The organism is Micromonospora sp. NPDC050417 (genome assembly GCF_044458865.1).
GTDB lineage: Bacteria > Actinomycetota > Actinomycetes > Mycobacteriales > Micromonosporaceae > Micromonospora_G.
This window is the reverse complement of sequence record NZ_JBITIH010000028.1, coordinates 79032-91323: the sequence shown is the minus strand read 5'-3', so window position 1 is coordinate 91323 and position 12292 is coordinate 79032. Positions and strand designations below refer to the sequence as shown.

The 12292-nt window shown below is 68.6% G+C and carries 9 protein-coding genes; 4 read left to right on the top strand and 5 right to left on the bottom strand.

Translation table 11 applies throughout. The features are described from left to right. Positions 1-287 precede the first annotated feature (287 nt). The 4 genes from ACIBF5_RS28725 to ACIBF5_RS28710 form a co-directional block, all read right to left on the bottom strand. Entirely contained in the window at positions 288-1559 is a 1272-nt protein-coding gene (locus tag ACIBF5_RS28725; RefSeq protein WP_396816020.1) for an MFS transporter, read from the bottom strand. After that, the gene (locus ACIBF5_RS28720) at positions 1556-2839 is read right to left on the bottom strand and encodes an ATP-grasp domain-containing protein (protein WP_396816019.1); all 1284 of its coding nucleotides are present in this window, start codon (positions 2837-2839) and stop codon (positions 1556-1558) included. The genes ACIBF5_RS28725 and ACIBF5_RS28720 overlap by 4 nt, the downstream gene beginning before the upstream one ends. A gap of 395 nt (positions 2840-3234) precedes the next feature. Continuing rightward, positions 3235-3666 (bottom strand): hypothetical protein, encoded by a 432-nt coding sequence (locus ACIBF5_RS28715; RefSeq protein ID WP_396816018.1) that lies wholly within the window; start codon positions 3664-3666, stop codon positions 3235-3237. 280 nt (positions 3667-3946) lie between these two features. After that, on the bottom strand, positions 3947-5554 hold the full coding sequence (locus tag ACIBF5_RS28710; protein WP_396816017.1) for an alkaline phosphatase D family protein: 1608 nt from the start codon (positions 5552-5554) through the stop codon (positions 3947-3949). A gap of 207 nt (positions 5555-5761) precedes the next feature. Here ACIBF5_RS28710 and ACIBF5_RS28705 point away from each other — a divergent pair, with 207 nt between their 5' ends. From ACIBF5_RS28705 to ACIBF5_RS28690, 4 genes are all read left to right on the top strand, one after another. Then, positions 5762-6886, top strand: coding sequence for an endonuclease/exonuclease/phosphatase family protein (locus ACIBF5_RS28705; protein WP_396816016.1), 1125 nt, complete (start codon positions 5762-5764; stop codon positions 6884-6886). 160 nt (positions 6887-7046) lie between these two features. Continuing rightward, positions 7047-8024 (top strand): hypothetical protein, encoded by a 978-nt coding sequence (locus tag ACIBF5_RS28700; RefSeq protein ID WP_396816015.1) that lies wholly within the window; start codon positions 7047-7049, stop codon positions 8022-8024. Beyond that, complete coding sequence (locus ACIBF5_RS28695) at positions 8021-8617, top strand: hypothetical protein (RefSeq protein WP_396816014.1); 597 nt, start codon at positions 8021-8023, stop codon at positions 8615-8617. The genes ACIBF5_RS28700 and ACIBF5_RS28695 overlap by 4 nt, the downstream gene beginning before the upstream one ends. After that, entirely contained in the window at positions 8614-10602 is a 1989-nt protein-coding gene (locus tag ACIBF5_RS28690) for a DNA recombination protein RecN (protein WP_396816013.1), read from the top strand. The genes ACIBF5_RS28695 and ACIBF5_RS28690 overlap by 4 nt, the downstream gene beginning before the upstream one ends. Before the next feature lie 43 nt (positions 10603-10645). Here the strand turns inward: ACIBF5_RS28690 and ACIBF5_RS28685 are convergent, their stop codons facing one another. Next, positions 10646-12283, bottom strand: coding sequence for a substrate-binding domain-containing protein (locus ACIBF5_RS28685; RefSeq protein WP_396816012.1), 1638 nt, complete (start codon positions 12281-12283; stop codon positions 10646-10648). Positions 12284-12292: the final 9 nt, after the last annotated feature.

The following is a 12292-nucleotide window of genomic DNA, read 5'->3' as shown; positions in this document are numbered from 1 at the left end:
AGACGGCGCACCTCAACCTCGTCCATAGTGGTGTCAACGAGGCTGATTCACCTATCACCACTAGCCTTAACCAAAACGTGACAAAGCACTACTAGGTCTTTCGATGCATGCCGTCCGGCGGACTGGTTCCCGTAGCACCCCCGGGGTGTGGAAGGAGTTGCGCCCGTCGAGGCCCAAGCACCGCGCGCCACCTCCTGAGAACACGACGGTTTTCGGGTCCGTTTTCTTGACGGAACGTGCAGAACGTCACCGAACCGTGGCGAGCCCGGTATCGGGTGGACGCGGTTTTATGCTTTCACTCCTTCGTTTTCGGTGGGGATTGGACGCGAATCTGCCGTCTTGGAGGCCACCGGGCCGACGACGAGTGACGCGAGGAGGAAGACGCCGGCGAGAACTGCCCAGCCGAGAGAGCCAAGCTGTAGCACTAGGGGAACGATAAGCAGCGGCCCGATGACGTCCTGGACGCCGATGCCCGTACTGAACACGGCAAGGTACTGCACGCGCCGGTCGGGCGGTGCGAGCTCGTACGAGAGTGACCAACCCCCCGCCGACTGCCAGAGTTCCCCGGCCGTCAGGGCAAGGGCGCCGAGCAGCAACAGCCCAACCGCGGTCAGCTGGCCGACGCCGGCCGCCAGGGCGAGCGGCACGCACATCAGGGCGAGGGCGAGTCCCGCCCAACTGGAGGCCCGGATACCGCCAGGTAGGTCCTCGGTCCCCCGCGAGAAGGGAACCTGAAGCACGATGGCCACGACGGCGTTCACAGTCACCACGACCGAGACCGTCGCCGCGGGTGCATCGGTCCGCTCGAGGATCCAAAGGGGAACGACAACGCTGAGCAGCGTCATGTGCATGGCGAGGATGCCGTGCACGACGGTGAGGGCGGCGTACCACCAGTCACGGAACGACGTGAGCGCCTTGAGGACACTGACCCTTTCCCGGGTCATGACGGGCTCCTGGCGCGGCAACCGCAGGCACGCGATGGTGACCGCGGTGACGGCGAAGCTTGCGGCGTTAACAAAGACGATCGCCTCGTAGCCGGCAGACGTCGATGCCGTGACCAGGCTTGCGGCAAGGAGCGCCCCGACGGAGAACCCGGCGTTGCGGATCGATCTCATCAGCGCCATCGTCCGCACGCGTTCAGACTCTCCCACGAGCGACGCGACGAACGCCTGCGTCATGGCCGGGACGGCTCCTTCGGCAGCAGCCTGGAGGCTGATGAGGACTATGAACTCCGCAGGGGAGTCGACGAGAACGAGCCCGCCGAAGAACACAGCTCGGCAGGCTTGGAGGGTGACGAGCGTCCGCCGGGTGCCGAAGCGGTCGCCGAGTGTCCCGAGCGGGATTGTCGTGACGAGGGCGACAAGGCCTGCTGCGGCGAGACCCGACGAGACCACCTCGGGCGCAAGGCCGATATACCGGACGTAGTAGACGACGGCGCCCGCGAGAAAGACGCCTGTGCCGACGGAGTCCACCATCGCCACCAGGAGGAACGCCCGCATTGCACCGGGCATGTCCCGGACGCCGGTACATAGGCGGGAGATCGTGTCGCGTGCGCTCATCCGTCTGCCGTCACCTTGACATTGATCTTCTCAAGGGCGGCATCGACGGCAGCCGACGCCCCGGCAGCGTCGACGCTGCGCACAATGACGTGCCCGACGCGGTCCCACGAGCTGGCGAGCGATCGGACCCTGTCCCCGGGCATCACATCGACCTCCACCTCGACGACATCTTCAAGAACGGTGGCGTCGTCGACGCCATCGACGGCCTCGACGACGCCACCGGGCAGGTCGAGAAACCTGATCGCAGCCGTCGCGGTTGCCTGTCGTCGACCAGGTGCGGAGTGTCGGGAAAGGATGGCGAGGTAGTCCGAGAGTAGGCTTCCGGGGTAGGCCAAGTCGATGAGAACGTCGATGTGGTCACCGGGGAGCCTGCCAGCGCACTCTACGAGGTGAGGCTGTCCGTCGACGAGGATCCACTCGGAGTGCAGGACGCCGGTCCGGTACCCGATGGCAGCGACGAATCGCCCGACCGCGGCTTCCACGGCATTAGCCGTGCGGGCCGGGAGCGGTCCGGGGACGAGGTGCCCTGTCTCCACCGGGCGGGCCCCGGGGCGCACCTGCTTTGCCGTTGTGTTCGCGAAAACGACGCGACCGTCGAGGACGAGGGCCTCGTGGCTGATCTCGGGGCCGTCGAGCACGGACTCCACGAGGAACGTACCCCTGCGTAGCGTGGAAGCGCGCAACTTGGGTTCGTCCGCGCCAGCCACGGCCGCGAGCACGGTCGCGGCGTCGGCCTCCGGACTCATGATGTGCACCCCGAGGCTTGCCTGACGGTTCGTGGGCTTGAGCACGCACCGGCCTTCGTGCTTCGCTCGAAACTGGTCGATATCCTCCGCAGTGCTGACGACGAGCCAGTCAGGCTGGGGGACGTCGCCACCAACTGCGGCGCGGAGCCTCGCCTTGTCCCGGAGGGTCTCGGCCGCCGCGACGCCGGCGCCCGGGAGGCCCCAGGCAGCCGCGAGCGCTGCCGCGACGACGACGCCGTACTCGACGGCCGGCACGACTGCCCGCACTCCGTCCGGGCGGTTAAGGGTGGCCGCGAACCGTAGTGCGCCGTCCTCGTCCTGCGTCGGGGCAGGGAGGAGGGCTCCGGCACAGGTGAAGGAGTCGATGATGGCCTCCACTCGACGTGCCGCGATGACGTCGGGCTCCTCGAGCACCAGCACGGAACGGGCGGGAACCAGCGCCCCGAGGTCGGAGAGCAGAGCGCGGCTGAAACCAACCGCGACGATCTCAATCCCGGGCGGCAGGGCCGCGAGGTCGTCGATGACGAGGCTCACGCGACCTTCACTGCCTCATCGAGGTCCAGTATGGTCACAGGGTCTCCTTGATCAGCTCGTCCCGGTGGGCGTCCGCGTTCATCAGGTGTCTGGAAAGGGCTTCGTCGACATGGAGTCGGGTACAATATCATGTCTTATGGTCAGTCCTACTCGGCTTTGAGCACGTTGCATCGGGTAGATCGCTGGCGGTACTCGCGGTGGGAATTGGCCCTTGGGTTCGGTGGAAGTCTCAGGCCTAAGGCACCCGGGACGAGTCGTGCTCCGAGGCAGCCCAAACCTACGCTAGATCCGTCCCAGCCGCGTTAGCAGCAAGGTGCCGCGCAAGCGCGGCGGTCCAGGCCGGAGGCCGCCAGCAGGCTAGGCGCAGCCGGGACCGCCGCAGCAGCTCGATCGCCTTACGTTTTCTGGGCGTCGACTCGTCGCAAGCGGTTCCCTAGATAGTTCCTCAGCTCGGTTGCGATCCGGCCGACGGCGTCATCCTCGTCGGCGAGGAGCGCGTCAAGGACCGGATGTGCGTCTGCGCGAGCCATTTCGACCAGGTCGACAATTGTGGCGCCAAGTGAGTCCTGATCGTCGCCCAGGTCGCGCGGCCGAGGCGCGGACCAGCATCGGGAGCGCTTCGAGGCCGCTAGCCCTGCCAGGACGTCCGCGATCACGTCACGCCCGTAGAAGTTCCCATCGTCAAGGAAGCGACCGAGCTGAGATGTGAGGGCGGGGATCAGGCTCAGATCTCCTGCGGCTACCAGTTTATCCACGATTTGGTAGGTCTGGGTGCCGTCGTCCTCCGGGTCGTCGATGCAGTCGATGAGCTCGTCAAGCGTGCTCATCGGCGAAGGCTACCGAGGCTCCACGGCAGTACGCGTGACGATCGCATGGGTCGCCGGCCGCCGAGGTTGGGGTGCTCGCAACCGCGCCGCTTCCCGGCTGTCACGGGAGTACGTGGCCAGGTGTGCGGTGACCCGGCGCCACGGCAAACCGCCCCGGCCCGAAGACCGGGGCGGAAAGCCGTACGGCGCCGGTCGGTCGCGCCCGAGGCCCGAGCACGTGCCAACCAGGTGCGATGAGCCCGTGCCGTACCGGGCGGCGGGCCGATGTGTTGGCGACCCGTCAGGCGGCGACGATGTTCGGGCGCCCGGATTCGACCGCGTACGACGCGCTCGTGTAGACGGGCGTTCTGCGTACCGCGATGGTGTCGACCACGCGGACGTCGGTGCGCCACACCTGCCGGTCCACGCGGACGCGCAGATAGCCGCGGCGCGACCCGTCGAAGTAGCGTACGTGCGGGTTGAGCAACGGGTTCGTCGCCTTGATCGGGGCGTCGAAGGCGGCCGGGAAGTCCGAGCTGATCGACGTGGCCACGAACTCGACCGCCACGCTCGGTGAGGCCGGGTCGTCGAAGTCGAGCTTCAGGTCGCTCATCCAGGTCGAGTGGATGTCGCCGGCGAGCACGACCGGATTACTCACCCGTCCGGCGGCCAGCAGCCCGAGCAGGCGGTCACGTTGTGGCGCGTACCCGTCCCACTGGTCGAGGTTGGACATCGTCGGCGGCACCAGGGCCGGGTTGGGGAACCGGATCCGGCTCATCATGACCTGCTGGGCGACGACGTTCCATCGCGCCGAGGACCGTAGCAGTCCCTGGTTGAGCCAACGTTCCTGGTCCTCGCCGGTCAGGGTGCCCGCCGTGTTCGTCGGACCGGCGCCCTCCGGCCCGAAGTCACCCGGGAACCCGCCGGGCTGGTCGGATCGGTACTGCCGGGTGTCCAGGACGTTGAACCGGGCCAACCGGCCGAAGTCGAACCGGCGGAAGATCCGCAGGTCGGCGCTGCCCGGTCGCAGGTCGGCCCGGATCGGCATGTGCTCGTAGTACGCCTGGTACGCGTTGGCGCGCTGCCTGGCGAACTGCTTGGGGGTCTGCCGGGCGGCCCCGGTGTCGTCGATCTCGTCGAGGTGGCCCGCGTAGTTGTTCTCGGTCTCGTGGTCGTCCCAGGTCACGATCCAGGCAGAGGCGGCGTGCGCGGCTTGTAGGGCCGGGTCGGTCTTGTACTGGGCGTGCCGGTTGCGGTAGTCGCTCAACGTGCTCAGTTGGTCGAGGCCCGGGGTCTGCGGGGCGACGTGTGCACGGTCGGCGAACGCGCTGCGCGGGTCGTACTCGTAGATGTAGTCGCCGAGGTGCAGCACCACGTCGAGGTCTTCGTCAGCGAGTCCCCAGTACGCCGGCCAGTAGCCGTTCTGGAAGTCCTGGCAGTTGACGATACCGAAGTTCAGCCGGGACGGGTCGGCCCACGGGCTCGGGGCGGTGCGGGTACGTCCGACCGGGCTGAGTTCGCCCAGGGCGCGGAACCGGTAGAAGTACTCCCGGCCGGGCTCCAGCCCGCGTGCGTCCACGTGTACCGAGTGGCCGAGTTCCGGCCGGGCCTGGGTCACGCCGTGCCGTACCACGTGCCGGAACCGTTCGTCGCGCGCCACCTGCCAGGCCACCTCGACCGGCCGGCGTAGTGAACTGGCGTCGTAGAGGTCGTGCACGAGGCGGGTCCAGAGGATGACCGCGTCCGGTAGCGGATCGCCGCTGGCCACACCGAGCTTGAACGGCGCGGCGGTCGACGTACCGTGGGCGGCGGCCGGACCGGCGGCGGCGGCGACGGGCAGCACTGCCGCGCCCACCGAGGCGGCCGCGCCCGCCATGAGTTGTCTTCTGCTGACCAGGTGCTCGGACACGTGTTACCTCCGGGGTGGCTGGATTCGTCGGCTCACTCTGGCGAGTGGAATCGACCGGCCACCCAACATGACCCGAACATCTGGGGGCGGGCGGCGACCGGCCGTCGTCAGGCGCGAAGCGTGGCCATACGCTGGAACTACATCGGATCACCTCGATCGCCCGGTCGTCGTCGGTGGTGGCCGGGCAGCCGCAGTGGGAGGTGGGACGTGCGCATCGCCAGCTACAACGTCGAGAACCTGTTCAACCGTGCTCGCGCTCTCGACCAGCGGACCTGGTCGGCCGGGCGGCCGGTCCTGGAGGCGTTCCAGCGGGTCTGCGAGCTGTTGGAGGAGCCGACGTACACGGCCGAGGTCAAGGACGGCATCCTCGGCGAGTTGCAGCGTCTCGGTCTGCGTCGCGGAGACACCGCACGATTCGCCCGACTGCGTCAGAACCGGGGTCGTCTGGTGAAGCGGTCCCGTGACGGACGGGTCGAGGTGGTGGCCGGTGGCAGGGCGGACTGGATCGGTTGGGTGGAGCTGACCACCGATCGGGTCGACGAACTGGCGCTGTCGAACACCGCCCGGGTCATTCTCGACACCGGCGCCGATATTCTCGGCGTGATCGAGGCCGAGAACCGTCTCGCGTTGAAGAGGTTCGCGGACGGCGGCCTGGCGGTGCGCGACGGAATCCGGTACCCGCACGTCATGGTCGTCGACGGGAACGACGAGCGCGGCATCAACGTCGGGATCATGTCAACGGGGGACTATCCGTTGATCGCGCAGCGCAGCCATGTCGATGATGTGGACGGCAGGGGTCGGGTGTTCAGCCGTGACTGCGCGGAATACCACTTCGGCACGCCCGGCGGCCGTCGGCTGGTGGTGCTGGTCAATCATTTCAAGAGCAAGGGGTACGGTGGAAAGGCGGCGTCGGACGCGACGCGGCGCCGACAGGCGGGTCGGGTCGCAGAGATCTATCGCGAACTCGTCACCGGACAGACTCCACTGGTCGCGGTCCTCGGTGACCTGAACGACACACCGGAGAGCGACCCGTTGGCTCCGCTGTTGTACGGCACCGACCTGCGTGACATTTCGGCCCATCCCCATTTTGACGACGGCGGCCGTCCCGGGACGTACGGCTACTGCACGGCCCGGAACAAGCTCGACTACGTACTGCTTTCACCATCGCTCTACGGTGCCGCGACCGGTGGCGGAATCATCCGTAAGGGTGTGTGGGGTGGCCGCCGGGGGACGTTGTGGCCGATCTACGACACCATGACCCGGCAGGTCCACGCTGGATCCGACCATGCGGCCATCTACGCGGACCTGGATCTGTCCAAGGTGTCCGGGTAGAACACTGTCAATCGGGATTGACCGACAACCTGGGCGACGAACGCCCGGTGAAGTAACGGGGAACAATCGGCAGCACGTAGCCGGAACATTGCGGTAAGTATAATTGTGGGACACAATGATCAAGGGGTCGCAGATTCTTCCACCGCAGGCTGGAGGGGTGATGAGTGCGACTGCCGCGGCGACGAGCCTCGCCTCCGGTGAGCCTCCGATAAACTTTGCGGCTCACCAGTTTCGTGCCGGGAACCTGGCCGGCGCGCGGGACGACTTCGAGCAGATGCTCGCGATGTTGGTCGCCGCGATCTATCCGGGTGCCCGCGCCATCGCCGCGAACCCCGGCGACTGGGGTATCGACATTCTGCTCGGCGAGTTGTCCGGCCTCGTGGTCGTCTGGCAGTCGAAGTACTTCTGGCCGACGGTGACCCGGGCCGGTCAGGCGCAGATCCGGGAGTCGTTCGACTCCGCGTTGGCGGCGGCGAAACGAAACGGCTACGAACTGGATCAGTGGATCCTCTGTGTGCCGTCGAGCATGGACCCGGCTACCGCCCAGTGGTGGGACAAATGGCGGGCGCGGCGGCAGCGGGAGACCGGCGTGGCGATCGACCTCTGGCACGAGGCGGTGCTGCGCAATCTGCTCGTCAAGCCGGATGTCGCGCACGTACGGCGGCATTTCTACGACCCGTACGTGCCCGCGCAGACGCCGCGTACGCCACTGCGCGACATCGAGCCGGACGTCACCGCCGACCTCGACCGGGCACTGTTCGTACGGCAGTTGCGCGCGGCGGGGCATGTCGAGGTGGACGCGGCGAAGCGCGAGTTCTTCAACGCCGAACTGCTGGCGCGGGAGGTCCTGGACAAGGCGCTGCCGGTCGAGGTAGACGCCCTTGGTGAGGCGGACGGCGTCGTACACGGGATCTGGGAGGCCCGGTTCAACGCCGCGTGTCAGCGGCAGCCGGTCGACCCGAGGCTCGCCGGGCTGCACGCCGAGGTCATGCGGGACATCCGCGAGTCGACGGCGTTTCCGGTCATGCTCCGCGCCGGACCGGTGCACCGCTGCGGCCTGATGCACCGGGTCGTACAGGAGCGCCGGGCGGGCTGGGTACGGCACTGGCGCGACATAGCCGCAGGGGCGGCCAGGTGAACCCCGACGACGTCGCCGTGTTCCGGCACGCCCGGCTCGTACTCCTGCTCGCCGTCGCCACCGAGGCGACCGGCGACGGAGTCGATGCCGAGCGGGTCGGAATCTACGACTTTCTCGCGACACATCCACTGTTGCTGGTCCGGCAGGGCGACGACCCGGACCGGCTCACCCTCCGGCTCGCCGGCTTCGACGACCGGGCGGTCGCCTACGCCAGCCCGGCACAACGCTTCGTCAACGGCCAGCTCCGGCTTGCCCGTGACCTGGCGGACCTGGTGGGGCAGGGGCTGGTGAGCGTCACCGCCACCGGCCGGGTCAGATACCGGCTGACCCCGGAGGGCGCGCACATGGCCAGCCAATTCACCGCCATGTATTCTCAGTCGTACGTGACAGCCGCACGGATCGTGATCCGACGGACCCGCCGGCTCAGCGGCCGCAGACTGCGCGCGGGCTTGCGGGAATGGCTCACGATGCCCCTGGACCAGCCGGGCCGGCAACCGCACCCGGCGTATCTCCTCGATGATGACCATGCCTCAGACGCTCCGTCCGCCAGCGATCCGACGGGGCGAATCCCTTCCCCGAAGGACGCGACATGATCGTTCACCCAGGGGCATCCGGCAGCGGCTCCCGCGTGCAGGGCATCAGGCTGCGACGGTTGCGGTTGCACGGTGAAGATCGGGCGTACGACGTCGACTTTCGCCAGCCAGACGACTCGCCCCGACCGCTGTCGGTGATAGCCGGGGCCTTCAGCACCGGCAAGACGACGATCCTGGAGTTCATCGACTACTGCCTCGGCGCCGCCGATCACCCGCAGCACCCGGAGATCATGCCCAAGGTGCGTGCCGCCACCCTGGAGGCCGAACTATCCGGCTCGCCCTATCTGATCGAGCGGGCGGTCGGTCAACCGTCCGCGTACGCCTATGTCTGTGCCGGCCGGCTCGACGAGCCCGGCGCCGCGCCACCCGAACGACGCCCGGTCCGGCCGGCCGGGCACCCGGACAGCCTCTCCCGTCTGCTGTTGTCGCACTGCAAGCTGGAGGGCGTCCAACTTCGCGGCACGCTCGCCTCCGAGGAGGCCGACACCGATCCGCTCAGCTTCCGCGACCTGATGTGGCTGTGCTTCCTGCCGAACGAGCGGCTCGACGACAAGAACCTGCTGTTCGAGAGCGTTCCGATGAAGCACCTCAAGCTTCGGCAGGTCGTGGACGTCGTCTTCGACGTACACGACGATCATTCGGTCGAGCTGGGCCGGCGGATCAGGGCGATCGAAGCCGACCTCGCCACGGCCCGTGGCGCCTACCAGGTGGCCGAGCAGGTGGTGGACGAACAGCGGCTCGGCGGGAGGTCCGAGCTGGAAGCGGTGCACCGTAACGCCAAGACCGAGTTGTCCGACTGCGCGCTCACCATGGCCGCGCTCGACGCGGACGCGCGGGCGGGGACCACGTTCGCCGTCGAGCTGCGGGAGCGCCACCACGCGGCGGCCGGTGAGGCCCGGCGCGCGGCGGCGCGGTTGCGCGACCGCGAGACGCAGTTGCAGCGGATGACCAGCCTGCGTGCGACCTACGCCGAGGACGTCAGCAAGTTGACCATGCTTGCCGAGGCGGACCGCCTGTTCGAGCCGATGCGGGTCGGCGTCTGCCCCTCCTGCCTCACCCCGCGCACGGGTGCGGAGAGCCGGTGCGGCGCGTGCCGGTTCGACCTTGGTGGGCACCCCGCCGACGTCGACGGGGCCGGGACGCTCGACGTGGGCGCCGAACTCCGCTCGGCCAAGGCGAGGCTGGAGGAGCTGACCGAGTACCTCGCCCATCTGGAGCGGGACCTGCCACGGCTACGGATGGCGGCCGAACGCGCCCAGGAGGCCGAGGCCAGGGCCGCGGCGGAGGTGGACGCGGTGACCGCGCACGCGGTCACACCGTACCTGGGGCAGCGGGATGCGATCGCCCGCCGGCGGGAGGAGGCGAGCGCCGCGATGCAACGCGCGCTCGGTGGCCTGCGGCTGGTCCACAGCCTGGAGCGGCGCGCGGCGGGTATCAAGCGCCAGGAGACCCTGCTCTCCTCGCTGCGTGAGGAACTGGCCGGCATCGGCGGACAGTCGTCGCGGACCGACCGGTCGGCGGTGATCCGGCGGGTCGGTTCCCGGTACCGGCAGATCCTGGAGGCGTGGCGCTACCCGAAGATCGCCGACGCGTTCCTCGCCGACGACCTCACACCGCACATGCGCGATCTGCCCTACACTGCGGCGTCCTCCGGCGGCCGTACGCTCATCGCGCTGGCGTGGCAGCTGGCGCTCTTCGAGATCGCCTGGGAGACGCGTTCCTCGCACCCCGGTTTCCTGTTGTTGGACAGCCCGCAGAAGAACCTCGGCCAGACCGGTGACGGCACCGCAGACCTGGCCGACAGCGCGATCGTCGACCGGATCTACCGGCACATCGAGGAGTGGTTGGCGGGTCGGGGCAGCGGTGCGCAGATCGTGATCGCGGACAACGCACCACCGCCGGCCGCCGCCGCCGGCATCATCGTCCGGTTCTCCCGGCACCCCGATCGGTTCCCGTACGGACTGATCGACGACGAGACCGCCTGACCGTTCGGCCGCATCGTCGAGTGTCTCAGAGGCCCGGACTCGCTCACTGGTAGCCGCGGATCTCCTTGAAGACCGCCGCCAGTGGACCGGTCCGCGCATCGAACGTACGCCCGCCGGTCAGCGCCGCGATCTCGGTCATCTCGCCCACGTTGCCCTCGCCGAACAGCAGAGCGAACACCGGTACGGCCTTCGCCCGCGCCGGCAGCTTGTCGTGGTAGGACCGGAAGTCCGCGAAGCTCCTTCCGACCGTCCGCTCGCCGTCGGTGAGCAGTACGACCGAGGTGATCCGGCCGGGTTCCGCCGCATCGAGTTGGCGGGCCAGGTCGAGACCGTTCACGAGCGCGTCGTAGACCGCGGTGTCGCCTTCGGCGGCCAACTGGCGTACGTCGCCCCGGATCCGGTCGAGCGCCGGCTCCCGGTTCGTCTCCGGTACGTCGAACCTGCGCGGTGCCGACGGCCTGGTGCTGAACGGGAGCAGGATCACCTGTTCCCGGCCGTTGAACCGGGTCAGCTCGCCGGAGAGCGAGGTGTCGACGCCGGAGAGACCGAGCAGTGCGGACTTGAGCCCGTCCAGCCGGGCACCGCGCATCGAACCGGAGACGTCGAGCAGGTAGATGGTGCGCGCCGGTCGGCGTAGTGCGTCGCCGAAGCCGGTGACGAGCGCGGTCGCCGCGTCGTACCGGGACGGGAACGGCAGCTCGACCAGACCACCTTCGAGTGGACCGAGGACGTCGGCGAGGGGGATGCCGGGTACGGCCGGCCGGCGGAACGTGGTCTCCATGATGCGGCGTTGGGTGCTCGGTCGGCGCAGGAAGTCGGCGATCGCCGTGTAGTTGGTCCGTGCCTGCTCGGAGGCGCCGGCGAGCAACGTGAGTGGGTAGTCGGCGGTGACCACGCCGTCGGCGGGGTGGACGATGGTCAGCGGTTCGGCGAGCTTGCCGCCGTGGTTGAGCGACACGAGCACCGACTCGTAGTTGATCAGCCCGTCCACCGGGGCGTCGCCGCCCTGCCGCTTGACGTACGCGTCTGCCAGCCACCCGGACGAACCGGCGGTGAGGGACTGCCCGGAGAAGAAGGGTCGGAGCCGAGGCGTGAGCGCGTTGACCTCGGCCGTACCGAGTGCCCGGCCGGTACCGGCGAGGGCGGCGGCGACACTCACCAGTGCGGAGTAGCCGGAGTTCGACGCCGCCGGATTTGTCATGCCATACGTGAACCTGCCGTCCCCGGCGGCGGTGGCGATCTCGCTCCAGGTCGGTCGGTGCACGTCCCAGCCCAGTTGTCGCGCCACCGAGGTGCGCAGTCCGAGCACCACCGGGGAGTTGGCCACCTTGGTGCTCACGTCGATCTTGCCGGTGGCGTTCGGGTGCAACTCCAGGTAGCGGTTGCTGGAGAACCAGATCGCGTCCTGGTCGGTTGCGGCGGCGCCGGAGACCACCCGCTCGATCCCGTCGAGGGTGCCGATCTCGGTGAGTTGCACCCGTACCCCGGTCGCGGCCTCGGCCTGCGCCAGAATCGGCCCCAGGTCGGCCAGTTCCGAGCCGGCCAGCACCCGAAGCACGCCCGAGCCGCGCTTGTACGGTGCCTCCGAATTCTCGGACGGCTTGCCCGGGGCCTGGCTGGTGCACCCGGCCATCGCGGCGAGCACAACCACTACCAGGGTCAGATATGCGGTACGGCGCACTCGTCGTCT

Excerpts from the sequence above, each read along its gene's own strand:
- ACIBF5_RS28725 (WP_396816020.1), bottom strand. The coding sequence starts at position 1,559 with ATGAGCGCACGCGACACGATCTCCCGCCTATGTACCGGCGTCCGGGAC.
- ACIBF5_RS28715 (WP_396816018.1), bottom strand. The coding sequence starts at position 3,666 with ATGAGCACGCTTGACGAGCTCATCGACTGCATCGACGACCCGGAGGAC.
- ACIBF5_RS28700 (WP_396816015.1), top strand. The coding sequence starts at position 7,047 with ATGAGTGCGACTGCCGCGGCGACGAGCCTCGCCTCCGGTGAGCCTCCG.
- ACIBF5_RS28690 (WP_396816013.1), top strand. The coding sequence starts at position 8,614 with ATGATCGTTCACCCAGGGGCATCCGGCAGCGGCTCCCGCGTGCAGGGC.